Annotated in this window: 18 protein-coding genes; 9 read left to right on the top strand and 9 right to left on the bottom strand. The window is 61.7% G+C overall.

Features of this window, described 5'->3' with window-relative positions; genetic code table 11:
• Window positions 1-147: 147 nt before the first annotated feature.
• The 7 genes from CK220_RS18480 (at window position 148) to CK220_RS32525 (ending at window position 14,201) form a co-directional block, all read left to right on the top strand.
• Entirely contained in the window at window positions 148-1,368 is a 1,221-nt protein-coding gene (locus tag CK220_RS18480; protein ID WP_095812901.1) for a glycosyltransferase, read from the top strand.
• Between the two features lie 136 nt (window positions 1,369-1,504).
• On the top strand, window positions 1,505-2,869 hold the full coding sequence (locus tag CK220_RS18475) for a polysaccharide biosynthesis/export family protein (protein ID WP_245429266.1): 1,365 nt from the start codon (window positions 1,505-1,507) through the stop codon (window positions 2,867-2,869).
• Between the two features lie 27 nt (window positions 2,870-2,896).
• On the top strand, window positions 2,897-5,080 hold the full coding sequence (locus CK220_RS18470) for a type I secretion system permease/ATPase (protein WP_245429265.1): 2,184 nt from the start codon (window positions 2,897-2,899) through the stop codon (window positions 5,078-5,080).
• A gap of 28 nt (window positions 5,081-5,108) precedes the next feature.
• Complete coding sequence (locus tag CK220_RS18465) at window positions 5,109-6,428, top strand: HlyD family type I secretion periplasmic adaptor subunit (protein WP_095812900.1); 1,320 nt, start codon at window positions 5,109-5,111, stop codon at window positions 6,426-6,428.
• Between the two features lie 60 nt (window positions 6,429-6,488).
• Window positions 6,489-7,442, top strand: coding sequence for a sulfotransferase (locus CK220_RS18460; protein ID WP_095812899.1), 954 nt, complete (start codon window positions 6,489-6,491; stop codon window positions 7,440-7,442).
• Window positions 7,443-7,515: 73 nt separating this feature from the next.
• Window positions 7,516-9,021, top strand: a complete 1,506-nt coding sequence (locus CK220_RS18455) for a lipopolysaccharide biosynthesis protein (RefSeq protein ID WP_245429264.1) — start codon at window positions 7,516-7,518, stop codon at window positions 9,019-9,021.
• A gap of 149 nt (window positions 9,022-9,170) precedes the next feature.
• Window positions 9,171-14,201: a hypothetical protein gene (locus CK220_RS32525; protein WP_245429263.1), complete on the top strand. Its 5,031-nt coding sequence runs from the start codon at window positions 9,171-9,173 to the stop codon at window positions 14,199-14,201.
• 243 nt (window positions 14,202-14,444) lie between these two features.
• Here the strand turns inward: CK220_RS32525 and CK220_RS18440 are convergent, their stop codons facing one another.
• From CK220_RS18440 to CK220_RS18415, 6 genes are all read right to left on the bottom strand, one after another.
• Entirely contained in the window at window positions 14,445-14,687 is a 243-nt protein-coding gene (locus CK220_RS18440; RefSeq protein ID WP_095812897.1) for a hypothetical protein, read from the bottom strand.
• Between the two features lie 81 nt (window positions 14,688-14,768).
• Window positions 14,769-15,770 (bottom strand): nucleotidyltransferase family protein, encoded by a 1,002-nt coding sequence (locus CK220_RS18435; RefSeq protein WP_245429262.1) that lies wholly within the window; start codon window positions 15,768-15,770, stop codon window positions 14,769-14,771.
• Complete coding sequence (locus CK220_RS18430; protein ID WP_095812896.1) at window positions 15,761-16,909, bottom strand: PqqD family protein; 1,149 nt, start codon at window positions 16,907-16,909, stop codon at window positions 15,761-15,763. Before CK220_RS18430 ends, CK220_RS18435 begins: the two co-directional genes overlap by 10 nt.
• 157 nt (window positions 16,910-17,066) lie before the next feature.
• Window positions 17,067-18,071 (bottom strand): hypothetical protein, encoded by a 1,005-nt coding sequence (locus CK220_RS18425; protein ID WP_095812895.1) that lies wholly within the window; start codon window positions 18,069-18,071, stop codon window positions 17,067-17,069.
• 2 nt (window positions 18,072-18,073) lie between these two features.
• Window positions 18,074-18,913, bottom strand: coding sequence for a hypothetical protein (locus CK220_RS18420; RefSeq protein ID WP_095812894.1), 840 nt, complete (start codon window positions 18,911-18,913; stop codon window positions 18,074-18,076).
• Window positions 18,914-18,982: 69 nt separating this feature from the next.
• On the bottom strand, window positions 18,983-20,263 hold the full coding sequence (locus CK220_RS18415; protein WP_095812893.1) for an O-antigen ligase family protein: 1,281 nt from the start codon (window positions 20,261-20,263) through the stop codon (window positions 18,983-18,985).
• Between the two features lie 411 nt (window positions 20,264-20,674).
• Here CK220_RS18415 and CK220_RS18410 point away from each other — a divergent pair, with 411 nt between their 5' ends.
• The gene (locus CK220_RS18410) at window positions 20,675-20,923 is read left to right on the top strand and encodes a hypothetical protein (protein ID WP_095812892.1); all 249 of its coding nucleotides are present in this window, start codon (window positions 20,675-20,677) and stop codon (window positions 20,921-20,923) included.
• A 48-nt stretch (window positions 20,924-20,971) separates the two neighbouring features.
• Here the strand turns inward: CK220_RS18410 and CK220_RS18405 are convergent, their stop codons facing one another.
• Window positions 20,972-21,559, bottom strand: coding sequence for a sugar transferase (locus CK220_RS18405; RefSeq protein WP_245429261.1), 588 nt, complete (start codon window positions 21,557-21,559; stop codon window positions 20,972-20,974).
• Between the two features lie 551 nt (window positions 21,560-22,110).
• Between CK220_RS18405 and CK220_RS18400 the strand changes: the two genes are divergently transcribed.
• Window positions 22,111-23,193 carry a hypothetical protein gene (locus tag CK220_RS18400; protein ID WP_141245162.1) on the top strand — a complete coding sequence of 361 codons (1,083 nt, stop codon included), beginning with the start codon at window positions 22,111-22,113 and terminating at the stop codon, window positions 23,191-23,193.
• A 152-nt stretch (window positions 23,194-23,345) separates the two neighbouring features.
• Here CK220_RS18400 and CK220_RS18395 read toward each other — a convergent pair whose 3' ends face one another.
• Together CK220_RS18395 and CK220_RS18390 are read right to left on the bottom strand one after the other, a co-directional pair.
• On the bottom strand, window positions 23,346-24,104 hold the full coding sequence (locus CK220_RS18395) for a response regulator transcription factor (protein ID WP_095812890.1): 759 nt from the start codon (window positions 24,102-24,104) through the stop codon (window positions 23,346-23,348).
• 865 nt (window positions 24,105-24,969) lie between these two features.
• On the bottom strand, window positions 24,970-25,578 hold the full coding sequence (locus CK220_RS18390) for an isochorismatase family cysteine hydrolase (RefSeq protein ID WP_095812889.1): 609 nt from the start codon (window positions 25,576-25,578) through the stop codon (window positions 24,970-24,972).
• Window positions 25,579-25,679 lie beyond the last annotated feature (101 nt).

Genomic DNA, 25,679 nt, shown 5'->3' with positions numbered 1-25,679 from the left:
CCGAACGTGCAGCGATCGCGCCGAACCACAGGCGAGCCCGGCCCGTGCCCCGAAAGCCTTGGAAGGCGCCCGGGGACACTCCCGCTCGATGCGCTCGATCTCCCGAATGCGCCGCCCCCGGATTTTATGTCCCTGAGGTAAAAGCAAATGAAGATCGTTCATGTGCTCACCAGACTTCTTCGAGCCGGCTCCGAGGAGAACACGTTGGCATGCTGTCTCGCTCAGGCGCGGCACGGCCATGAAGTGCTGTTGGTTCACGGCGCGGAATACGACCCAAGGTTACGGGCATCCCTTGCCGGAGCCCTTCGCGTGGTGACGCTGGAAAAACTCATCAATCCGATCTCCCCCTCCCGCGACATTTCCGCCTTCAGGCAGCTCACCCGCCTTATGCGTGATTGGCGGCCCGACATCGTGCACACGCATCAAAGCAAAGCCGGCATTGTCGGCCGCCTCGCCGCCAAGGAAGCCAAGATCCCCGGCATCATACATGGCGTGCACATCTTGCCTTTCGTGCATGTGGGCCGCGGGCAGAGGCTGGTGTTCCTGGCCGCCGAACGCCTGGCCGCGAAGTTCACGCGCGCTTTCATCGATGTCAGCCAGGCTATGCGCGACATCTGCATCGCCAATCATCTGGGCAACCCCGATCAGCACCATGTCGTCCATTCCGGCTTCGATCTGGCACGCTTCGCGAACGCGCGGTGGCCGCAAGATCCGCATCTGCTCCTGGGGACGGATGCCGGGGAGCCAAAGCCGCCGGTGGTCCTGATGTTGGCCGCGCTGGAACCGAGAAAACGCCACGTCGAGTTCATCGAAGCATTCGGGCAAGTCGTTGACCGAATTCCAAACGTACGACTGCTCCTCGCCGGTGACGGACCGGCGCGTTCGGATGTTGAATCGGCGATTGAACGATCCCGGTTCGCAAACAACATTCGCATGATCGGCTACCATAGCGAGCCCGAACGACTGATCAGCCTGGCGGACGTGTGCGTGCTGACCTCCATGCGAGAAGGATTGCCTCGCGTCATGATGCAGTATCTGGCCGGCGGTCGAGCCAGCGTGGTCTCGCACTTGCCCGGCGTGGAAGAGGTTGTCCGCCATGGCGTGAACGGAATTGTGACGCCGGCCGAGGATGTGGGCGCAGCGGCGGCGGCTGTTGCCGGTCTTCTCGAGAACCAGCAGCACCGCACTCAACTGGCCGACGGCGCGAAACGCACCGACCTGTCGTCCTGGGGGCTGGACGCCATGTGCGAAAGCGTCGAGCAGATTTATCAATCCGTGCTGGAGCCCGCCCCTTCAGCCGCAAGGCCAAACGAGGCACGAATTCGCGACCGCCTCGCCGGGCAAACCTTCGGGCTGCACGGATCTTGATCAGCCTTTGCTGCTCCGATGGAGTTCGGAATTCAGGCTTACTTCTCGAACCATACGAAGACCCTCCTGTCACGCTCCGGCCGACGAATGTCGGCGGGTCCCGATGGCAGCAGGCTAGACAACCGGAGTACCGACGATGCGTATGCGTGTTGACCAGCAATTTCCTTCCAAGCCTCTGCGCATGAAGGACTGGTGCCGACGGCTAATTTCCAACTTCGGACCGGCGGCCGGCAGCATGCTCGCAATGATCGGCGGGCTTGCCGTTGCCATTGTACTGCTCACCGCAGGTGCATCCCGCGCAGATGGATACACCTTCGACACCGGTGACATCCTGCGTGTCTCCGTGATCGGCGAACAATCCTATCCGCTGGAGGTCGTGGTCGATGATCGGGGCTCGATATCACTGCCAATGTTGGGCGATATCAAAGCGCGCGGCCTAACCACCGTTGCCCTCTCGCAGGCCATCCAGCAGGCATTTCAGCAGCAGAAGCTCATCCTCCAGCCGTTCGTGAAAGTGGAGATCGGACAATACCGGCCATTTTTTATCTCCGGAACGGTGGCCCACCCTGGATCGTATCCGTTTCAACCTGGAATAACGGTTCGCCATGCACTCGCCATAGCAGGCGGGTTTCGCGCCACTGCTGTGAGCAACACGGAGCCGGCCCTGGAAATAGCTGATCTGCGCAGCGCGCGCGCAAATCTGGCGCTTGAAGAATATCGCCTGAAGGTCCGTCTTGCCCGGCTCCAGGCGGAAAATCGACTGGATAAGTCCTTCGTTGCTCCGCCCGATTCCCCGGTCGAGTTTGGCGGGCAATTGATTGACGGCATCATCGCGTCCGAACAACAGCAGCTGGACGCGCGGCTTGCCGCGTATCGGGATGACGTTTCCTACCTGGAGGCCTCGCTGGATCGGGCGAAGAAGGAAACGGCCATGCTTGCCGCGGCCAGGGAAGAACGTGAAAAGACCGCCAACATCCAACTGGAAGAACTGCAGTCTGCCCGGTCTCTGCGGGAAAAGGGTTTGATAACGAACTCGAATGTCCTGACGGCGGAGCGAGCACATACCAGCTATCGGGCTGAACTGGCGCAGACGGAATTGCAGCACGCACAAGCGCAGCAGGCCATGCTGAACGCGGAAAGCGAGCTGCGAAAGAAGCACCAAAGTCATGAAATGGAATTGATTGCCCAGACCCAGGACGCGCAGGTCGAGCTCGGAAAAATCCAAAGTCAAATAAGATACGTTGCCGACAAGCTTCTCTTTATCTTCACTTACGGCGAACAGAGAACTTTCGACGACCTGCAAGGCTCGGTGAAGATTTCCATCTTCAGGCGCGACCAGAAGATCGCCCACGACATCGTCGCCGATCAAAACACGGAAGTGAGAGCCGGCGACGTCATTGAGGTTTCCGTCGTGGCCAACAAGGGGTTCTACGCTCCGGACTCCGGAACCTCTCCCAATGTGCAAAATCCGGCCGTCCAGCGCAGCATGGTCGGCCAATAAAGCAGCAGATATCTTCGGAATTTTGACGTGATCTTTGGCACAGTCTTGACGGCCTTTGGGGCGCGTTCCCGGCGGGCGAATTCCCATGCCAAGACGAAGCAGCGGCCGCTAAAGCGCCCCCGCACAACTGCACGCCGCAAGAGGTCGAGCAAGGCCCCGGGCCGGCGCCTCATCGTCCGTATTCCGGCTGCAATCCTGCTCCTCCTCGCCGCCGCGCTTGCGGGTGCGGAGTTTCTGCCGCGCTTTGTTGATCTCGCCAGGGTTTCGCAGACGCGCCCCTGGACGGACCTGATGGCTGGCTGGCGCTATTTTTCCGATCCGCCGGCCTTGCTGGCCGGTCCGGGTGCTCTCCAGATTTTCGTGGTGGTCGCGGCGTTGGGTCTGCTCACGGCAGCCATCCGCAGCGCAAGGCTGAGACGAAGACGCGACTTGCCCGGCCCGTTCGCGAACGCCGGCGCCCCGCCCTCGATCAAGGAGCCGGCGCCCGGCTCGGAACTGGCCAGTGCGTTGCGCTCCTGCAAGGCAGCGTTCGCGGGCGTTGCGGTTTTCAGCGGCGTGAGCAACGTCCTCATGCTGACCGGCGCAATGTTCATGTTGCAGGTCTACGACAGGGTACTGCCGAGCCGCAGCGTCCCCACTCTAGTAGCCATGGCAATACTGGCCGGCGTTCTGTTTGCCGGGCAGGCGGTCATCGACCTCGTGCGCGGTCGCATCATGACCCGGATCGGCGCTGAGCTGGACGAAGCGGTCGGGGGACGCGTATTCACCGCCGTTTCGAGGTTGCCCCTGTACATCGGCCAGCAGGGAGATGGATTGCAGCCGCAACGTGATCTCGACAACATCCGCACTTTTCTGTCGAGTGCCGGGCCTGGCACCCTGTTCGATCTTCCCTGGCTGCCCTTCTATCTGGCGATCATTTGGAGCCTTCATCCGACCCTCGGGACTGCCGCCGCTTGCGGTGCGCTGGTGCTGGTGACGCTGACGGTCGCGACGGAGATCCTTACGCGCAGACCGATGGGCGCCGCGGTTCTAAGTGGCGCGAGGCGCAACGGCTTGGCCGAGGCCAGCCGCCGCAACGCGGAGGTGCTTCAGGCGATGGGCATGGGCAGGCGCCTGCACGACCACTGGCGCGAAGCGAGCCGCGAACATCTTGCGCAGCAGCAGCGAGTCAGCGACATCGTTGGCGGTTTCGGCAGTTTCGCTCGCGCCTTGCGACTGATGCTTCAGTCGGCAATGCTGGGTGTAGGCGCCTGGCTTGTGATCCAAGGCGAGGCGACCTCCGGGATCATTATCGCCGGTTCCATCCTTGTAGGCCGTGCGCTGGCGCCCGTCGATCTTGCCATCGCCCATTGGCGCAACTTCGTCGGGGCGCGCCAGAGCTGGAGCAGGCTGAGCAAATTGCTCGCCCGGTTGCCGCAAGACGCTCAACCGATGGCGCTTCCGGTGCCCGGGTCGAAGTTGACCGTGGAGCGCGTCGCGATCGGTGCGCCGGGCGCGCAGCGCATCATCGTGCAAGGTGTGGAATTCAGCCTGGACGCCGGCTCGGTGCTCGCCATCATAGGACCAAGCGGTTCCGGCAAATCGAGTCTGGTTCGCGGGCTGGTCGGCGCATGGCGACCGCTGGCGGGCCGTATCAAGCTGGACGGCGCCGCTCTCGATCAGTGGTCGTCGGAGCGGCTGGGCCGCTACATAGGCTACCTTCCGCAGGACGTCGAGTTGTTCGCGGGAACGGTTGCCGACAATATCGCGCGCTTCGATCCCGGGCCGGACCCGCAGGCCATTGTCGCCGCCGCCCGCGCCGCGGGCGTCCATGAGCTCATCATCGGTCTTCCCAATGGCTACGAGACGCAGATCGGAGAGGGCGGAACCGCGCTTTCGGCCGGCCAGCGTCAGCGCATTGCCCTGGCGCGCGCTCTGTATGGCGATCCGTTCCTGGTGGTCCTCGACGAACCCAACTCCAATCTCGATACCGCAGGTGAAATGGCGCTTGCGGGGGCCATCCTCGCAACCAAGGCCCGCGGCGGCATCGTGGTGATCGTGGCGCATCGGCCGAACATTCTCAGCACAGTGGATTTCCTGCTCGTGATGAAAGAAGGCCAGATGCAGATGTTCGGCGCCAGGGAAAGCGTTCTGTCGACACTCTTGCCCGCGCCACAGGCCGTGACCGCAGGGCTGCAGCCGGTTTTCAAGCTCACCCCGACACCAAGTTGATGACTGGCCCGGACAGGGAAGCGGGGAAATGACAGCTGCCCTTTCGAAAGTGTCGCTTTCCAACCGGCGGTCGATCCGTCGCAATCTGCTGGGCGGCATGACCATTGTCGCATTGCTCGTCGGCGGAATGGGAGTTTGGGCCGGGACGGTGGATATTTCGGGAGCGGTGATTTCGCACGGCACGGTGGTCGTCGACAGCAGCGAAAAGAAAGTTCAACACCCGACCGGCGGCGTGGTCGGCAAGATCTTCGTGCGCGACGGCGACCGCGTCAGGGCCGGAGACGTTCTGGTCCAGCTCAGCGACACCGTTCCGCGTGCCAGCCTGGCATACGTGACGAAGAACCTGGATGAGCTCTATGCGCGAAAGTCCCGGCTCGAGGCGGAGCGTGACGGCAGCGTGCGCATGACGCTTCCGCCGATGCTTGTCGCGAGAATGAACGACCCTGAGATAGCTGCCACGGTGGCCAGCGAACAACGGCTGTTCGAGCTTCGTCGAACCGAGGTGTCCGGCAACAAGGCGCGCCTGCGCGAACGCATCGAGCAACTCGGGGAGCAGATCGAAGGCTATTCGGCGCAGGAATCGGCAAAGACGAAGGAGATCAAGCTGATCAACGACGAGCTCGTCGACATCCGCAGTCTTGTCGAAATGAAACTTACCCTCAAATCGAAGCTGACCGAATATGAACGTGAGGCGACGCGCATCGAGGGTGAACGGGCGCAACTTGTGTCGAGCATTGCGCAGGCAAAGGGAGCGATCGCCGAAATCGAGCTGCAGATCCTGCAGTTGGACAAGGAGTTTTCCAGCGAGACCGGAAGCGATCTGCGCGATGTCGAGGCCAAGATCGCCGAGTTCGAGGAGCGCAAGGTCGCGGCCGAGGACCAGTTGTCGCGCATCGATATTCGCGCCCCCGCCAGCGGCACGGTCCATCAATCCTCGGTCCATACCGTCGGCGGCGTGATCGGCGCGGGCGATCCGATCATGCTGATCGTGCCCGACACCGATGCTCTCTCGGTCGAGGTAAGGGCCGCACCCCAGGACATCGACCAGCTCTTGATCGGTCAGCACGCGCTTCTTCGCTTCACGGCTTTCAACGTCCACACCACGCCCGAAACGGAAGGTATGGTCTCCATGATCGCGGCCGACGTGACGCGCGATCAGCATACCAACGAAATCTACTACACCGTGCGCATCAGACCCGACCCCCAGGAGCTGAAGAAGCTTGGAGCGCTCTCGCTGGCGCCCGGCATGCCGGTGGAAGCCTTCATACGGACTGGCGACCGCAAGGTGCTCTCATACCTAATGAAGCCTTTGACGGACCAGATGATGCGTGCGTTCAGAGACCAGTAGCAGCGCAGTTGCCGCGCGCATCCGTGCTTCCTGGTTGACCTTTAGCGATAGGGGCTTGTCATGACCACAACAGAGTTGAAACCTCCGATTTTTCTGATTGGCAACTACCGGTCGGGCACCACCATCACGCAGAAATTGATCGGGCTGCACCCGGATGTCGTTACCTGGTATGAGCCAAAAACATTGTGGCTCTATGCCGATCCGGCGCGGCGCCATGACGAATTTGTCAAAGCCGACGCCACAGAAAAGGTCGTCCGCTACATTCGCAGCCGGTTCCTCGACTATCAGCTGCGGCACGGCAACCGGCAAATCATGGAAAATACACCCGCTAATGTCTTGCGCGTGCCATTTATCCACCAGATCTTCCCGGAGGCTATATTTCTATATATCACACGGAACCCCTTCTCTTATATAAGCTCTATGGAACTTAAGTGGCAGCGCGCAAAGAGTTTCAAAGGACTCCTGCGACTATTGAAAGACACGCCGGTCACGCAAGTTCATTACTACGTAGGAGACGTTGTAAAGCAGATAGTCGCCAAGAGGATATTACACAGAAAATACACGTCGATCTACGGACCGCGCTACAAGGGAATAGATCGGGATTTGCAGGAGCATGAAAAATTGACGGTGATCGCGCGCCAGTGGGCGCGCGGCAATCGAATGGCCCGAGAAGATCTCGCCAGGTTGGGCGAGGGCCGCGTGCTGTCGTTTCGCTATGAGGATCTGATACAGGATCCCGAGTTGGTCTTGCGCCGTATCTATGAACATTGCGGGCTGCACTCCACCGACGATCTCCTTCGCGCGGCGAAGGAGATGATCGATCCCGGCCGCCAGCAGAAGTGGCTGCGCCTGAATCCGAACGAACTGGCGGCGATCATCCCCGAGGTCCGGGAGGAGATGGACTTCTACCGCTACGAGATCCCCCCGTCCCTTCTCGTTGGGCATGGCTCGCGGCCAACGCGGGCTCCGTTGGCGTTTCAGCATGGCCATCCGGATATTCCGTCCCCCCGCTGAGCGGTTCCGGGGAAGATGCATGGCCGGCCGCCTTAGGTCGGTCGAGTAAGCAAGCTGGCAAGTGGAGATTGGCGTGAGCGACATCCGACGCGGGCTCGCAAAACGCAGTGTCGTGGGCATGTTCTGGACGGGCCTGTCCATGGGCGCCTTGGCGGTTGCCGAGCTTGTCGCCCTTGTCCTCCTGGCCCGGCTGCTCTCGCCCAACGAGTTCGGCCTCTACTCCGCGGCACTGATCGTCATCAAGTTTTCGGCCATCTTCCAGGGCCTTGGCATCACGCCTGCGATCGTGCAGCGACCTGTACTGGAGGAGCGGCATCTTCGGGTCGGATACACCCTGTCGCTCCTCCTCGGCCTTACCGTATCCGCCCTGGTATGGGCGTTGGCACCCGCTATTGCCGGTCTTCTTCGCTTGGCCGAACTCACTCCGATCGTGCGTGCGGTCTGCTTCATCTTTCTTTTCCAGGGAGCCTCCATGGTGGCGCTGGCCTCGGCCCAGCGTGCCTTGCGGTTCCGTTGGCTCGCGCTCGTCGACGCGGTCGCTTTCGCGATCGGCTATGTGGTCGTCGGTCCGGTGCTGGCCTGGCTAGGGTTCGGCATCTGGGCACTTGTCGCAGCGATCCTGGTCCAGCAGTTGTTCCGCACGATCGTGCTGCTCGTCGGCCAGCGGCACCCGATGCGGCCCTTGCTCGAGCGGAGCGCGATTTTCGAACTGCTCTATTTCGGCAGCGGCTTCACCATTGCGCGGGTCTGCAACTACCTCGCCACTCAGGTGGACAGGCTTGTCGTGGGCCGCTACCTCGGCGCCGATGCGCTCGGCGTCTACGGCTTGTCCTCCCAGCTCATGACCACTCCGGCGGTTATCGTCGGCCAGGTTCTCGATCGCGTGCTGTTCCCCACCATGGCGCTGGTCCAGGAAGAGCCCGTCAGGCTTGCGCGCGCTTATCGCAGCGCGGTCGCCGGTTGCAGCCTGCTTGTCCTGCCGGCCAGCGTGGTGGTGGCGATCGTCGCGCCCGAATTGGTTCGGGTCATTCTCGGACGGGGCTGGGAGGGTGTAGTCGCCCCCCTCCAGATCCTGGCGTTCAGCATGCTGTTCCGCACGAGCTACAAGCTTAGCGACTCCGTTTCGCGGGCAACCGGAACGGTTTACGCCCGGGCCTGGCGCCAGGCTGTTTTCACCGTCGGTGTCTGCGTTGGAGCTTTCATAGGGCAATTCTGGGGCGTGGAAGGGGTGGCGTTCGGTGTCGGCCTGGCATTCGGGGCCAATTTCTTCCTCATGGCGCAGCTGAGCCTCCGCGTGACCGGGATGACGTGGGCGAATTTCTTCCTCGCGCACCTGCCTGGCCTGGCGCTCGCGGGCGTTGTCGGAAGCGGTGTCTGGGCATTCGTGGACTGGCTTCGCGCCCTCCAACTATCTCCTCTTCCGCTGCTCATCGATACGGCGTTGCTGGCGTCGGTAGCGGGCCTGCTGTTGTGCTGGCTCCTGCCCTCGCTGTTCCTTGGGCGGGAAGGCCTGTCACTGCTGCGCCTGCTCGCGGCAGTCGTGCCCGCATGGCCAAGACTGAAGCAGGCAACAGACTGATCAGCGGCGGAACTGGAGGTCAGTTCCAAGGATCAAATTCTTCGCGCAACGACGCCATCGCCTTGCTCGATCATGGAGTCAGCCTGACGCCCGATCGGGCATCGGCAGATTCCGTTGTTGCCGAGGGAATTTACGAGAGGAGGCCTATCATGGCTGAACTATTCGAAACCAGGGTGGCGAGCGCCGCCGACGACGTCGAGGAAAAAGGCTCCGGCTCGATTTCGACCAACATCAACGATCTGGAGTTGGGTTTTGACAGCAGCACCCGCCAGACCGTCGGCCTACGCTTCACCGGTGTCGATATCCCGCAAGGCGCGATCATCACGAGCGCCTATATCCAGTTCCAGGCCAACGAGGTGAAGACCGGCGCGACGTCGCTGCTGATCAAGGGCCAGGACACCGACGACGCAAGCGCCTTCACCACCACCAGCTTCAATGTATCGTCGCGGGCAAAGACCGACGCGTCGACGGCCTGGACGCCGGACCCGTGGACCACGGTGAGCGAACACGGCTTGGCCGAGCGCACGCCTGACATTACGGCTATCGTACAGGAGATCGTCAGCCGCTCGGGCTGGGCTGCGCTCAACGACATGGCGTTCGTGATCACCGGCACCGGCACCCGCACCGCCGATTCCTACGAGTACAATTCCGCCAGCGCGCCGCAGCTGCATATCGAATATATCTTGCCAGGGTCCGGCAATCCGGTGGCATTCAACACACCCGCCGATAGCGATTCCGCCGCCAACCAGATTGACGAGCTAGCCGCGGCCGGAGCCCCAACCGGGATCACCGCTTCGGCCACGGATCCCGATGCCGGCTCGACCGTCACCTACAGCCTCAACGATTCGCGTTTCGCGATCGATGCCAGCACTGGGGTCATCACGCGCTCGGCCACCGGCACGCTCGACTTCGAGACCCAGACATCGATCAACCTGACGGTGACGGCAACTTCCTCCGACGGCAGCACCGCCAACCAGGGCTTCACCCTCGCCGTCCTCAACAGCCCGGAACCCGTCGCGTTCAATACGCCGCCCGATGCCAACACCGCGACCAACCAGATCCTCCAGAATGCCGCCGCCGGCACTGCGGTCGGCGTCACGGCCTCCGCCACGGATCCCGATGCCGGTTCGACGGTCACCTACAGCCTCAACGATTCGCGTTTCGCCATCGATGCCAGCACCGGTGTCATCACGCGTTCGGCCAACGGCACGCTCAACGCGCAGTCCGAGCCGACGGTCACGCTCACGGTCACAGCCACGTCGTCCGACGGCAGCATCGGCACTCACGCCTTCACCGTCGGCGTCACGGCCAGCCAGCAGCCAGTGGCCTTCAACACTCCGCCCGACTCCAACCCCGACGCCAACCAGATCGCCGAACTCGCCGCGGCGGGGGCACCGACAGGGATCACCGCTTCGGCGACGGATCCCGATGCCGGCTCGACCGTCACCTACAGCCTCAACGATTCGCGTTTCGCCATCGATGCCAGCACTGGGATCATTACCCGCTCGGCCACCGGCACGCTCGACTTCGAGACCCAGACATCGATCAACCTGACGGTGACGGCAACCTCTTCCGACGGCAGCACCGCCAACCAGGGCTTCACCCTCGCCGTCCTCGACAGCCCGGAGCCGGTTGCGTTCAATACGCCGCCCGATGCCAACACCGCGGCCAACCAGATCCTCCAGAATGCCGCCGCCGGCACTGCCGTCGGTATCACCGCCTCGGCCAAGGACCCGGATGCCGGCTCGACGGTCACCTACACCGTCGACGACCCGCGTTTTGCCATCAATGCCAGCACAGGTGTCACCACGCGATCGAGCACCGGCACGCTCAACGCCCAATCCGAGCCGTCTGTCAATCTCACCGTCACCGCCACCTCGTCCGACGGCAGCATCGCCACGCACCCCTTCACCGTCGACGTCACGGCCAGCCAACAGCCGGTGGCCTTCAACACTCCGCCCGACTCCAATCCCGGCGCCAACCAGATCGCCGAACTCGCCGCGGCCGGTGCCCCAACCGGGATCACCGCTTCGGCGACGGATCCCGATGCCGGCTCGACCGTCACCTACAGCATCAACGATGCTCGCTTTGCCATCGATTCCAGCACCGGTGTCATCACGCGCTCGGCCACCGGCACGCTCGACTTCGAGACTCAGTCGTCGATCAACCTGACGGTGACGGCAACCTCCTCCGACGGCAGCACCGCCAACCAGGGCTTCACCCTTGCCGTCCTCAACAGCCCGGAACCCGTCGCGTTCAATACGCCGCCCGATGCCAACACCGCTGTCAACCAGATTGCCCAGAACGCCGCCGCCGGCACTGCCGTCGGCGTCACCGCCTCGGCCACGGATCCCGATGCCGGTTCGACGGTCACCTACACGATCGACGACCCGCGCTTTGCCATCAATGCCAGCACCGGCGTCATCACGCGATCGAGCACCGGCACGCTCAACGCCCAATCCGAGCCGTCGGTCAACCTCACCGTCACGGCCACGTCGTCGGACGGCAGCATCGGCACTCACGCCTTCACCGTCGGCGTCACAGGTGGCACCACGCCTACGATCTTCGAGGCAAGGGTGGCGACCGCCGGCGATGATGTCGAGGAGAAAGGCTCCGGCTCGATTTCGACCAACGTCAGCGATCTGGAGTTGGGTTTTGACAGCAGCACCCGCCAGACCGTCGGCCTACGCTTCACCGGCATCGATATCCCGCAAGGCGCGATCATCACCAGCGCCTATATCCAGTTCCAGGCCAACGAGGTGAAGACCGGCGCGACCTCGCTGCTGATCAAGGGCCAGGACACCGACGACGCAAGCGCCTTCACCAGCACCAGCTTCAATGTATCGTCACGGGCAACGACCGACGCGTCGACGGCTTGGACGCCGGACCCGTGGACCACGGTGGGCGCACACGGCTTGGCCGAGCGCACGCCCGACCTGACGGCGATCGTTCAGGAGATCGTCAACCGCTCCGGCTGGGCTGCGCTCAACGACATGGCGTTCCTGGTCACCGGCACCGGCACCCGCACAGCCGATTCCTACGAATACAATTCCGCCAGCGCGCCGCTGCTGCACGTCGAATATGTCTTGCCTGGATCTGGAAGTCCGGTGGCCTTCAACACACCGCCCGATGCCGATCCCACTGCCAATCAGATCGCCGAGCTCGCCGCGGCCGGAGCCCCAACCGGGATCACCGCTTCGGCGACGGATCCCGACGCGGGCTCGACCGTCACCTACAGCCTCAACGATTCGCGCTTCGCTATCTCCAATTCCGGCGTCATCACGCGCTCGGGCACCGGCACGCTCGATTTCGAGACCCAGACGTCGATCAACCTGACGGTGACGGCAACTTCCTCCGACGGCAGCACCGCCAACCAGGGCTTCACCCTCGCCGTCCTCAACAGCCCGGAACCCGTCGCGTTCAACACGCCGCCAGATGCCAACACCGCAGCCAACCAGATCAGCCAGAACGCCGCCGCCGGCACTGCTGTCGGCATCACCGCCTCGGCTAAGGATCCCGATGCCGGTTCGACGGTCACCTACACGATCGATGACACGCGCTTTGCCATCAATGGCAGCACCGGCGTCATCACGCGCTCGGGCACCGGCACGCTCAACGCGCAGTCCGAGCCCTCTGTCAATCTCACCGTCACCGCCACCTCGTCCGACGGCAGCATCGCCACGCACGCCTTCACCGTCGGCGTCACCGCCGGCCAACAGCCGGTGGCCTTCAACACTCCGCCCGACTCCAATCCCGGCGCCAACCAGATCGCCGAGCTCGCCGCGGCCGGTGCCCCAACCGGGATCACCGCCTCGGCGACGGATCCCGATGCCGGATCGACCGTCACCTACAGCATCAACGATCCGCGCTTTGCCATTAATTCCAGCACGGGTGTCATCACGCGCTCGGCCACCGGCACGCTCGATTTCGAGACTCAGTCGTCCGTCAACCTGACGGTGACGGCAACCTCCTCCGACGGCAGCACCGCCAACCAGGGCTTCACCCTTGCCGTCCTCAACAGCCCGGAACCCGTCGCGTTCAATACGCCGCCCGACGCCAACACCGCGGCCAACCAGATCCTCCAGAATGCCGCCGCCGGTACTGCCGTCGGTATCACCGCTTCGGCCTCGGATCCCGATGCCGGCTCGACGGTCACCTACACGATCGACGACACGCGTTTTGCCATCAATGCCAGCACCGGCGTCATCACGCGATCGAGCACCGGCACGCTCAACGCCCAATCCGAACCGACGATCAGTCTCCACGTGACAGCGACTTCGTCGGACGGCAGCACCAACACCCACACCTTCAATGTTGACGTCACCGGCGGCAGCCAGTTGCCGACATCGGTGACCTTGGCGCATACCATTCTGACGTCGCAGTGGTCGCCGCCGAGTCCCGATCCAACGGATATCGTCTATATTTCTCATCTCGGCACGCTGCTGGTTGCCGATAGTGAGGTGGAGGAGATGTCCATTTTTACCGGCAAAAATCTCTTCCAGATGAATCTGAACGGCACCCTGGCGGGCACGCTCACCACCATCAATTTCTCCGATGAGCCGGCCGGGGTCACCTATAATCCGGCTAACCACCATCTCTTTTTCTCGGACGATACCGGCACGAAGAGCGTCTACGAGTTGAACCCGGGCACGGATGGGCTTTACAACACGTCCGACGATATCGTGACCTCATTCAGGACCGCCGCGTTCGGCAGTACGGATTCGGAGAGTATTGCCTACGACACAAACCGCGGAGTGCTCTATCTCGAGGATGGCACAACCCATAGGATTTACACCATCGCTCCGGGCCAGAACGGCAAATTCGACGGCGTCCCAAGCACGGGCGGCGATGATGTCGTGACGAGTTTTTCTGTAGAAGCGCTCGGGACCCCTTCTGACGGGGGCATCGCGTATGATCCGGTCCACGACCTGCTTTATGTCATCGTGGCACGCAACTCGGTGGCAATGGTGACGCCAACCGGGGATCTGCTGGGCACGCTCGACATCTCCGCCGCCAACCCGAAAAAGCCGGCGGGACTGGCGCTGGCGCCGAGCAGCGACGATCCGAGCCACCAAATGAGCCTCTATGTCGTCGATCGCGGCGTGGACAACGACTCGAATCCAACCGAGAACGACGGCAAGATCTATGAATTCCATTTGAACAATTGGCTGCTCGCCTGAACTGGCTGCTTGCCTGGTCTGACAGGGAGCGATTTCCGCCGGGCCAACGAAGATCTTTTTCAGCGCAGGCGCCAAGCTGATCGCCGCCGACAAACAAATACCCCGACTGCTCTCGGCGTCGTGCCGCCAGCGGTCGGGGTATCAAAATGACAACAAAGACCTGAAGCGCGCCGCCCGGATCTATTTCCGCGCGACGCGCTTCAGGTTCTCAAACGCTGCCTTCAGCGACCCTGACGGTCAAGCTTATGACTGGCCGGGAGGACCAACGTGAATGTGATTGTTGTCGCCCCAGCCGTTGCCCGGGCGTGTTCCTCCCGATTTGGCGATCGCTCTGGAGTTCAGGCTGGTGCCGAGCAGAACCGTTATGGCCGGTGGAGTCACCGCCGCAAAACGCCCCGCCTTCTTGAGAAAGTCCCGGCGCGCCTGAGCCTCTGAAACCAGGACTTCCTGCGTCCTTTCCGAGCGTTTTGTGCTTTCGGTTGGCATGACGAGTCTCCCGTGCGGGTTTCAAAGTTCGACAGCTACTTTATGTTTGCCGATGCCAGGATTACTAGTTCACCAAAAGGCTTAGATCTTTGCGCTTGGAAGCAAAAGCGTACGAGCGACGCGTCGCGGGAGATCGGACGAGCCTCCTCGCGCCAAGCCATCGGCACTTAGAAACCGCCGCGTTCCCCAAATCAAATTGCCGGCCAGGCGCAACGGAGCGCCGATGATCGGGTGGGTTGCCGTGAAGACGCGCCTCCAGTGCTGGAAACGGACGATCGGGCGCCGCGCGCATCTTGCCGGGATCCTGGTTCCGAAGAAGTGGTGCAAGGCCAGCAGCTGGGTGTCCAGCGCGTTGCGGGCGCTTCGGTTCGACATGGATGCCTGCAGCGCGCTCCAATCCACGTTCTCGCTCTCTGCCAATTGTGCCAGGTCGTGAAGATGCCTGAGATCAATCCTTCCGCGCCAATAGTCGCCCTCCTTAAACAGGTCGTGCACGATCCAGTGCAGGGCCCGGGACTGGACAGTAGGAATATTCACCCGCAAATCGTCGTGCTGGACGAGCATAGGGGGTTCAAAGTCGTTCGCCCGGCGCGCCCGGAGTTCCAGCATTCCGGCATCCTGCTGACGCGCCATGCCTCGCTCACCTGCCACCTCGAGATAGCCGAGCTCTTCAAGGCAGATTTGGGCGGCTGCCTCTTCGGCCGGCTCGACGGCCAGATCGAGGTCGCTTGTCATCCGGCTGGGAACCCGGCCGGCCGGCGCAAGGAACAAGGGAACAGCGCCCTTGAGCAGGAGCGGAACGATGCCGCGGCCATTGAGCGCCGCAACGGCTTCGAGCAGTTGGGCACGCAAGCGCAGGTTCCGCTCCCGATTGCAGTCGTGAACGAACCGGAGATACTCGTAAACGTCCTGCGGCAGCCGGTGGATCTGGCCGCCGCGCGTGAGGGAGGAGAACAAGTCCGGCGTGAGCAATGTGCGATTGGCCAGGGCGATTACGGCGTGCCAATCAGCCCGGTCGGCCGGACAGCCGCGAAGTCCGGCGATCAAAGCCTCGAGCGCGTTGCCTCTGTGTCTCACCGGCATGCCTTCGTGATCAGCTCTACTGCATCGTCGAGCTTCGAATAACTCAGGCAATAGGTGCCCGCCGATCCGATTACTTGGGTCAGAATGTCGAAGGCACTGCCACTCAACTCTCGGCCGGGCGCGAACGCGCCGTTGAGCAGCACGCGCAATGAGCCGGCCGGGTCGATCGGCTCGAGGCAAGCTTTCGCGTCGCGACCTCGACGAAGCTGGATTACATAGCCGATTGGTATGGGAGAGGACGGCACGACCTCGCTCGGCACCGCAAACCGAACACGCCTGCGGTCCGGCCGGCGACAGACCGGAACAGCGTCGAGATCGGGGTAGCGTTCGGCCAAAAGCGGCCATGCTCCCGCCTTGACGGCGGGTGCAAACGGCAGACCAATGCCATGTCCCCGGGGGTCCAGCAGCGTCACATCGTCAGATACGAAACCGAACCCTGCATGGACCAGCGCCAGGGTCAACGTTGTCTTGCCTGCGCCCGGGTTGCCGCAAAGAAGCACGATGCGCTCGTTTCTGAGAAGCGCAGCCGCGTGCAGAGCAAGTTCATAGGCGCTGCGATCGAGGAGCTCGATCAGCAATTGCCCTTTCAGCATGACGGGGATCTCGTCGGGCGCGCAAGAGGAAATCCAGTCATCATCCCGGAACAGGTGGACCCGTCCTTCATGCTCGACCAGTTGGAGCAGAACGTCGGCAGTCTCTCGTCGAACCTCGAGATGCCGGAACACGGCGATCGCGGGAAAGGCGCAGGCTACCGGGTACTCGATGCGTACGGAAAGGCCCGCGATGGCGACCACCTGGCTCACAGCCTGTTGAGCTGACGCAGACGGCGGCGCGTCGGGCCGTATCAAGCTCAGCCGCTGCCAATCCCTCAGCGCGGCCTCGACGTGCCTGTTTGCCTCGATCCCATCGACGCCGGCGCGCACCATCTCGGCCGAGATGGCGCGCGGCGATGTGCCCTCTTCCAGGGAGCGCCAGATCTCGGCAGCAGTATCGTTGACGGCGAAGATGGCCCGCTGGGAAGGACTGAACAGGATATTCTGCCCCCGGACGCGTGCCAGCCGTCCCTGGGTCACAAACGTCGCTGGGAGATGAGCGGCGGAGCGTGGCGCCGCCGTTCCGTTACCCGCCTCGCGACTCATTGAGTTGCCCCCTCCCCGTCTGCCAGAATGCGACGGTTGTCCAACCTGTTGTTGCGAAACAGGTACATCAACGGGCGAAGCGCGAATGCCTTTCGGCAGGAGTTCAGTTCGCTCAACGCAGCTAACCAGCAGAATGTTTGCCCCCGAGTGCGACTTGTCACAGCGCTTCGTCGGAGAACCGGGCCACGTGCTGATGCGCCGCGATCCATTGCAGATGAGCCTTGTTCCAGTATTCGCGCGCGTCAGCCCCCGTCAGCACCTTGAAACCGGATGGCGGCAGCGGCAATTCCGAAGGAATCGGTTCGTCGGGCAGCCACAGCAACACGTTGTCACGGCTTTCGATAGCCAGCCGCCAGGTTCTTTCCAGGCGAGGGAATCCACGCATGCTCACCGAGGCCAACGCGAAAACCGATCCCGTTATCCTCAGCCTGGGTGACTGATCGACGGCCTTGATCGGCGCCTGATGTGTGATTTCGCCCTTGGAGAGAAACGGGTGCATGCGGATGAGGGTTCGATCGATCCGCACGGTCTCTCGTGTCCCATCCCGCTCGTTTGAGGCAGGATCCACGCTGATCCCCGAAAAACATCCGTCGAACAGGCAATCTTCGACAATGCCGCTGAGCAGGTAGTCATTCTCCACCGCATCATCCCTGATTTCGCTGAGCCAGCAGCCTTTCAGGTGAAAGCCGTCGGCCCGCGCGGCGAAACGCACACCATCCCAGCAGCGCCGCGCGCGGACACCTTCTATTGTCGCATTGGCGGTTCCGTCCCTGACAAGCAGAGCAGCGCTGTTGCAGTAGGTGTCGCGCCAATCGGAGGTCAGCGGCACCTGGCCGTCGAAGCGCCCTCCGATGAAATGAACGCCCGGACAGTTGCGGATAACCACCGGGTAGCGATTGACCGGCAGGTTTCCTTCGTCGCAGCCCATCATCGCGCTGGGCTCAGGATTTCTGCTGTTGGCGACTGTGAAGGAAGCATTCCGGGCGTCGATTGTCGCTCCGGCTTCGAGATCCCGAAACATCTGTTGTTCGTAGCCATGCTCACCCGCCAGAACGAGCTGCCTGCCTCCCGGCATCTGCCCGCCCTCCGCCCGACACGAGCCCGGCAACAGCGCGAACACGGGAGACAGCCCAGCAAGGCCCATGAACGAACGGCGGTCCATCCTCATGCTCGTTGACCTGACGAAGCGCATTGCCGATGCCGATCGACACAAGCCGAACGGACCGCCTCGAGAGCTCTCGAGGCCACGTCTTCGGGCGAAGCAAGCCTTTCGATGTCGATAGCCGCCAGCACGCCCATGCGATCTTCCGTTCCCATTCCCCGCTCAAGAGCGGCCACCATTTCGCGGCAAGCCCGATCCGCCGCCAACCAGAGGTCAGGATCGCCGTCCGGGGACGTCCGTTGCAGCCGCGAGGAGCGATCGCCCCTGGTCAGGAGCCGGTCTCTGGCGATGCCGGTCTCGCTGCGCAGGTGGACAAAAACCGTGTCATGCAGTCCGACGGCAGAAAGCATATCCAGCCAATTCTCGGATGTTTTTCGGCATCTGCTCTTCAGCAATATGGACCAGAATCCCTGCAGCAATCCCTGATCCATTATAATTATTGAATTTTTTCTTGACCTCTCATGCTGGATAAATGCGACCAGGCCGATAAGATTCCAGACAAGTCTGACGGCATCAAGTCGCGATACTTGCCTGCTTTCGATGACGAAGCGGGCAATTCGAGCAAGCAACGAGCGAAACTCACGATCTAGAAGCCGAGGGGCGACGAGGCCTATTCTGTGTATCTGCCTCTCGATGAACGTTCTTCCTTCCCACGCCACTCGCACGTCGCCTACTAGCGGGCCACACCGTCGCAGGCTGTTTGCCAGCAGGCCGGAGGTGGTTGTCTTTCCGACCCCGGGCAGACCAAAGAACTCGACAAATCGAATGTCTGTCCGCAGCGCGCGTGCTTCGACGCTTGGCGGGAGGCTTGCCGCCAGGTCACCAACAGTGTGCGAAGTCATTTGATTTCAGGTGATAAGATGAACTCTTGGAACGCCAAGCAAATCAAGGCGGTATCCGAGGGGACCTATTCAATGCTCAAGCAGCGGAGACCCGGTCGCGACATACAACCTCGGGGTTTTGGCGAGACCGGCCTGCAGCGATCGCTGCATGCCGCGGTAGGCTATGAGCAGAGCGAGCGGCAGCCAGAAGAAAGCGGCGGTTGACGGCCCGAAGGAATCGCTCATCTGGTTGGCGACCAAGTAGTTCCATACGGCGACCGATGTTCCGAGCACCATGACATTCACTTCGGTCGCTTGTTCGCTCCTCCCCCTGTCGACTAACGTGCGAAGAACGGCGCTGATCAGATAACCCACCACCAGCACAACCATGATCGCCACCAAGGCGAGGCCGGGCACCCCCAGCGTTCTAAAATAATCGATGAACAGGTTATGGCTATGCGGAGCGATGTCGCCCACCCATTGCCCTGCGCCCACCCCCATGAACGGATGAGACAGGCCGAGATCGATTGATATCGACCATAGCCGTTGCCGCGAAACGATCGAATGTGCCTCACCGCCGGAAAGCTGAAGCAGCAGCAGCTTGTAGGCCCGCGGGTTGAGGAACTGCAATATCATGAAGCTAGCCTGGAACAATATCGGAGCCGTAACGGTCGCCGCGATCACCGTTACCGGACGCTGCTTCCTTATCACCAAATAGATGCAGTATAGCCCGAAGAACGTGCCCAGACCGACGACGCCAAGAACGAAATTCGTCTTGGATCCCGATTTGACCAAACCCAGCAACCCCGCGAGGAGGCAAACCGAAAGGAGGATTCGGTGCCTTCGAGAAGCGACCAGCTTCGCGGCGACAAGGGGCAGACCGGCCGACAAGGCAATTCCAAGCTGGTTTGCGTGCTTGAAATAGCCTTCCGCCCGATCGGCGAATCGAGCATCGCCGAGCCCGATTCCGACAAGGCAGGATGTGACGGCAACCATAATGGCCATGGTCATCCCAATCCTGTCGATTGCCTCAAAACCCCTAGGCCTCGCGGCGATCAATGCAATGGTCGGAATAGTGGCGAAACCAAACACCTGAGCGAAGACAGCGCGCATGGTCCTGACCGGATTGTCCGCGTGTAGCGCCGACAGCAGCGATAGAACCATGATGAGGGCAGATGTCGTCAGCACGGCAGCCGCCAGGGCCGTGTCGGTACGATGAAGACGTCTTGTCGCTTCGGCGTAGGGAACGATGCTTACCAGGCCGCAGAACAAAGCGAGCAAAAAGGAAATGGAACCATCGGTTCCGGCAATCCGCGTGGCGCCGGGGAACCATATCGACACGATAAGCAAAAGGAAGGAAGCCTGCAGCATCGATGGACGTCACACTGAAAACGCTATGCAACAACCGCGGGCCGACGCGCTCTTGCCTCGCCAGGCTGCGTCCGGTGCCCCTGTGTCCTGAACGGCAAAGCCAAGAAACAGAGACAAAACGTTCACTCCAGGACAGCAAATCAAGGCACGCTGCCGCACCGCGGGTGAATACTCCGCGTACCTATTTCATCAGCAGCGTAGGCGCAGCGGGATGACAAGGAAATGAGCGAAAACGCGTCATTGGGACAAGGTGTCCTACGCCTTTTGTGCAAGGGCTGGTGGTGCAGCGAATCCAGTCTGCCTGGTCGAGAGCCGGTCCAGCCGCGGCCGGGATTCAGTGTTGGTGCGGATTCGCATATGTGGGAGACTTGGGCGCGGCACACCGAGTCTTTCACACCGTAGGAGATCGCCGTGCTTTGGGGTCTTGTCGCCGTCGGCGTGATTGGCATTTTGCTCGGATTTCGTGTTCGCGCGCCGGCGCTCATCGTCATGACCGCGGTGATTGTCGTGTTCAGTGCCATTGCAGGCGGCATCGGCAGCCTGTTTGCCTGGGACCGCCTGCTTTCGATCCTGCTTTTCGTTGTCACGCTGCAGGGCGCCTACCTGCTCGGCGTCTTCCTCGGCGTCGTGTGGCGTCGCGCCGTGACCGATGAGCATTGACGGACCGCGGACATTTTGGTCGCCGGCGCCGGACCTTTTTCCGGCTAGTCAGGACGCGTGATCGAATCTCATGACGGCGAAGACCGTCCGAACGAGAATGACGACATCGGCCCATATGGACCAGTTTCGCACGTAGCGGCTGTCGAGGGAGACACGGCTGGGATAGTCAATCGCGTCTCTGCCGGTCACTTGCCACGCGCCGGTCAGTCCGGGCCGGGTGCGAAGATAATCGACCGCACAGGCGCCGTAACGTTGCAGTTCGTCGGGGACGACCGGCCGAGGGCCGACGCAACTCATGTCGCCGCGCAGCACGTTGATGAGCTGAGGCAACTCGTCCAGGCTCGACTTTCTGAGAATGTGCCCCAGGAAGGTGACGCGCGGATCGTTCTTGAATTTCAAATTCTGCTCCCACTCCTTGGCGGCTTCGGGATTGCTCGCAAGATAGTCGGCCAGAACCTGCTGAGAGTTGGCGACCATGGTCCTGAATTTGTAGCAGGCGAAACGCCTGCCGTTGAAGCCGATCCGGGTGTGAGAGAATATCGCCGGTCCGCCGTCGGTCGCCAATATCAAGAGGGCAACCACAAGCATGATCGGAGCGGCAAGGACAAGCGCGATCGATGCGACGGTCACGTCCATGATCCTCTTGCGCCGCCCCCCAAGCGGACGATAGTTTTGGCCGACGCCTATTCCGGGTCTGCGGGGGTTCGTGTCGAATGCGCTGATTGTCATGAGCTTCGCCAAGGAAAACGGCTGGTTCCAGCGCTCAACTTCACGCGGCGGGTCATTCCCGGCAAGAACCGCAAAGGAGGTAGCGCCCTATCGGGCGCCGGTTAGCCTCTTAGCCTGAACGCGTACTGCCAGCGCGGTGTCGATAAGCCTTCTGATCAAACGGCGTAACACTGGCACCCTTTTTCTGCAGTAGCAGCTTGGGCAAGTTCGACGGTATTCGTGGTCGACGAAATGGAACTGGTTCGGCTAGGGGCGATCCAGACCGCCGACTGAATTCAGGCCCTAGCTCCGATGGCGAGGATGCCGAGAGAATGTCTGGAGCCACTTCTGCCGGATGGGCGAGCCGGCAGCCGTCTGGCAATGCCTGAATAGCATGCGCGTCGCATGCGACGAGATTCGACGAGACAGATCTTCCGCGTCGAAAGAATGCCTGGCTGCCTGACAGTGGAGCACGCAACGTGACGCCCATTCCGAAGCCTTCGTCCGGTGACTTCCCCGCAAGACCGGGCGCTCGTCCTGTTCTGGAGATCGACCGTGCGGAAACACTTGCCGTGGTCCGCAAGCAGTTAGCTTTGCTCGATCTTGATCTTTCCGGCCTCACTGTGGTGGTTGGCGCGGCGACGGGATACCAGGCGGTGGCCGCCACGGCCGCCGCGCTCGCCAATGCCGATCGTGTCGTTGCACTCACTCGCGTATCCTCCAGACATCCGAGCCTGGCGGCAGCCGCAGACGCGACGTTGTCATTTGCCCAATACGCCAAGGTCGCCGAACGCGTCGAAGTGACAAACCGCATCGAAAGCCGCAAATGGCAGGACGTCGACATCATCACCAATTGTCCCCAAGTCGGACCGATTTCGAGATCGCTGATCGAACTCTTGCCGTCTCATGCGGTCGTTTCGCTCATGGCCGAGCCATGGGAGCTTCGGCAAGGCGTGTTGGACTTCGATGCCTGTGACGAGGCCGGCATCAAGGTTGCTGCTCCAAATCTCAGCCACCCGGCCATAGACCTGATGCCGGAATTCGCGCGGCTATGCCGGGTCTTGCTCGACGATGCCGGCGTCGATCAGCGTGCCCCGAGATTCGCCGTCGTCTGCGACACGCCCTGCGCGCCATTCCTCGAGCGTATGCTCGGCGAACATGGGGCAAGAGTTGGTGTTTTTTCGCATCCGATTTTGCTGACCGATGATGCATGGGAGGTGATCATCGTCGCGATGCGGCCCTCCGCCAAACCCCCAATGGATATCAACAGCCTGGGCCGTATCGCCAGGAGAACGCGCCAGGCGCTGCTGGTGCAGTTCAGCGGCGGGATCGACCGCTCGGCCGCCAGCTATTTCGGCCTCAGGGTATGGCCGCCGAAGCGCCCCAACCGCGGCGAGCTGGGCCTGCCGCTCGAGATACTCGGTGCGGCTCCGGTGATCCGCAGACTGACGGGTGGCCTGAAGGCTGCCGAAGCCGCATATCGCGGTGCGGAGTTGGGCCGCAACAGTGTTGGATTTCTCGTCAAGGCAGGATTCGAGATGCTCGACCGGGAACATGCCTGAGCATCGAGCTGAGCGCATCCGTTTCAAGGCCCGCAGGCACCGTCCAGTTTCTGAATCTCGAAGGGGGGGCGGACCTGAAACAGGTCCGCCCCCGCGTCGAGGCATCGGCGCGCACGGTCGTTCTATTGCCAGGCGCTAGGCCTGGGCAGTCTTCAAAGCATCATCTGTCTAAGCTTGTAGGCTACCTCCGTGCGGTTCGTAGCTTTCAATTTCTTCATGATGTTGCGGATATGGACCTTGACCGTGCTCTCGCAGAGGTTGAGCTCATAGGCAATGATCTTGTTAGCCTTGCCTTTCCTGAGCGCTTCCACGACCGCGGCCTCGCGTGAGGTGAACATTCCGGCGAGCGGACGGGCGCCGTTTGCTGTCGAATGGATGATCTCGCGAAGCGCCAGCACGCAGCTGGCGGGCACGAAGATTCCTCCGGCGCGGGCGAGACCGATGGCCTCGGCAGCGACCTTCACCTTCACGCTCGTGGGAATGTAGCCGCGGGCGCCGCATTCGAGAGCCGCAAGGATCTCCCCCGGCTCGTCGGAATCCACCACGACGATTACGGGTACGGCGCCAACCTCGGAGATGAGGTGCACAAGTTCCGCCCGAACGCTCTGGTCGGTCACCTTTCTGGCGCCGAGAATAACGAGGATCGCGGAAGCCTCCACTCCGCCGGCCACGTGCTGAATCTCATCGAGAGATCCTACGGCGCTGACGCGCAAAGCCGGATTATGTTCGATAAGGCCTCGAGCAAGACATTCGCGCTCGAGTGCTCGCTTGTCCACAATTACGACCAGACCTTCGGTCGGGTGTCCTTCTTCGAGATCGGACGTGCCGAGCCCGTTCACGTCCGTCAGATGCCCGTTCTGCAACGACCCCGTCGCGTCCTTCCAAGACTCGGAAATTTGAAGATGTCCCATCGCCTTACTTACTCCTCTCCGCCGCCGACTTTGCTCGCTCCCCTTTTTGTCTGACTCCCTTGCAGGGCTTGTCAGCGGCATGAACTGATACGCTCGTTTACCGTGTGTCGGGCGACTAGCTTGTAAGTGAGGAATAGATTCAAGGAGTAGTGCATACGCCGGCCCAACCCACGGACGTATGGGATCCCCGCTCCATTGAGGTAATCCAGCCTCAAATGCATACTACGATGCTGTGGAAAAGGCGCATTAATCCTGGTTAACAATTTGGTAATTATATCTTAGGTGGCTAATATGGCCGAAAGGATGACAACCTTAAGTTGAGCAACGGGAATTCTGCCCCCCAAAGCTGCGCGCAAGCGGGTCTCGATCCTTATGGGAGATTTGCGGTTTGGAGCAAATGGCGCCAGAGTTCTGAGAAAAGATTGACCTCGGCTGCCGTGCCCCCCACCCAACCACTGCAGTCGGGGTTCTTTTTTGGCCGGCAACGGCAGTCTTGTCAGGCCGGCAAGGTGGCAGCGACAACAATCTTCGCGCGGCCTATTTCCAGCGTCGCGCCACGGAAAGGACGCTCGCCCGACGGTCCTAGCGCTTCAGATTGGGCCTCACTGTCTCGACTTCTTCTCGCGTGGCCGTATCCGGCAAATCGCCAGGACCATCCGGGTTCCGTGTCGGGTTTTCCCGCGTGTCCCTCGGCGGCTTTTGCTTTGGATTGGGGTCAGACGGATTTGGCTTGCGAGCCTTTTCCCGTTTCGCTGATTTCGGCATCGTACACGCTCCTTGCCGCACAATTTCGGAGAAACACATTTGCGGTTCCGTCAATATCGGTCGCTCTCGGCCGTAGCCGGTGCGGATGGTCGCACAACGTTTAAGTCCAGGCCGAAAGGACCGTCTCCATCTCGACGGTCTCGACCTGTTGCGCGAAGCGCTGATGGTAGACGGTCATCAGGGCATCGTGCGTCGCGTCCGATGAACTGCAAAGCGCATCGGTGACCAGCACGACGCGATATCCGATGTCGATCGCCCCCAGGACGGTTGCAAGCACGCACACATCGGTTTCGCCTCCCGTGACCACCAGCGTGTCGACGCTGCGCGCGGCAAGTGCCGTCTGCAGTCTGCCCTCCGGCCAGGGCGAATAAACATGCTTGTCGATGACCTGCGCCGGCGGACAGAATGATGACAGCGGCGGCAGCAACCCGACCATCTCTGGCCCGACATTCTCGATCGTCATCGACGCCCAGCGCTCATAATATCGCCTCCAGGTGCCGGCACCCAGGCCAGGCTTCTCAGCCGGCACGAAGCGGGTGAAGACGGTCTGCTCGGCTTTCCGTTCGACGAGGCTCACGATCCTTGGCAGGACGCGGGTGATCCACGGCGTGGCCCATTCCGAAGGTTCCGCGAACAATCTCTGCATGTCGACGCAAAGATGCGCGCAGCGCTCGCCCAGAGGACCATAACTCAAGCCGGAAGCCGACATCGGATTTCCTGTCGGAACTTCATGTTCGCTCTGGTCAAAAAGTGCCCGAGGCGGTCAAAGCTCGACATTTGGTTTCTGAATTTGGTGAGGCAACGCCTCGT

The sequence above is a fragment of the Mesorhizobium sp. WSM3860 genome (genome assembly GCF_002294995.1).
GTDB lineage: Bacteria > Pseudomonadota > Alphaproteobacteria > Rhizobiales > Rhizobiaceae > Mesorhizobium.
The sequence above is the reverse complement of the archived record's forward strand: the minus strand, read 5'-3'. Positions and strand labels throughout refer to the sequence as shown.

Bases quoted from the DNA above. Each gene is read 5' to 3' on its own strand.
- CK220_RS18480 (WP_095812901.1), top strand. From the start codon at position 148: ATGAAGATCGTTCATGTGCTCACCAGACTTCTTCGAGCCGGCTCCGAG.
- CK220_RS18475 (WP_245429266.1), top strand. From the start codon at position 1,505: ATGCGTATGCGTGTTGACCAGCAATTTCCTTCCAAGCCTCTGCGCATG.
- CK220_RS18465 (WP_095812900.1), top strand. From the start codon at position 5,109: ATGACAGCTGCCCTTTCGAAAGTGTCGCTTTCCAACCGGCGGTCGATC.
- CK220_RS18460 (WP_095812899.1), top strand. From the start codon at position 6,489: ATGACCACAACAGAGTTGAAACCTCCGATTTTTCTGATTGGCAACTAC.
- CK220_RS32525 (WP_245429263.1), top strand. From the start codon at position 9,171: ATGGCTGAACTATTCGAAACCAGGGTGGCGAGCGCCGCCGACGACGTC.
- CK220_RS18440 (WP_095812897.1), bottom strand. From the start codon at position 14,687: ATGCCAACCGAAAGCACAAAACGCTCGGAAAGGACGCAGGAAGTCCTG.
- CK220_RS18435 (WP_245429262.1), bottom strand. From the start codon at position 15,770: ATGCCGGTGAGACACAGAGGCAACGCGCTCGAGGCTTTGATCGCCGGA.
- CK220_RS18430 (WP_095812896.1), bottom strand. From the start codon at position 16,909: ATGAGTCGCGAGGCGGGTAACGGAACGGCGGCGCCACGCTCCGCCGCT.
- CK220_RS18425 (WP_095812895.1), bottom strand. From the start codon at position 18,071: ATGGACCGCCGTTCGTTCATGGGCCTTGCTGGGCTGTCTCCCGTGTTC.
- CK220_RS18420 (WP_095812894.1), bottom strand. From the start codon at position 18,913: ATGACTTCGCACACTGTTGGTGACCTGGCGGCAAGCCTCCCGCCAAGC.
- CK220_RS18415 (WP_095812893.1), bottom strand. From the start codon at position 20,263: ATGCTGCAGGCTTCCTTCCTTTTGCTTATCGTGTCGATATGGTTCCCC.
- CK220_RS18405 (WP_245429261.1), bottom strand. From the start codon at position 21,559: ATGGACGTGACCGTCGCATCGATCGCGCTTGTCCTTGCCGCTCCGATC.
- CK220_RS18395 (WP_095812890.1), bottom strand. From the start codon at position 24,104: ATGGGACATCTTCAAATTTCCGAGTCTTGGAAGGACGCGACGGGGTCG.
- CK220_RS18390 (WP_095812889.1), bottom strand. From the start codon at position 25,578: ATGTCGGCTTCCGGCTTGAGTTATGGTCCTCTGGGCGAGCGCTGCGCG.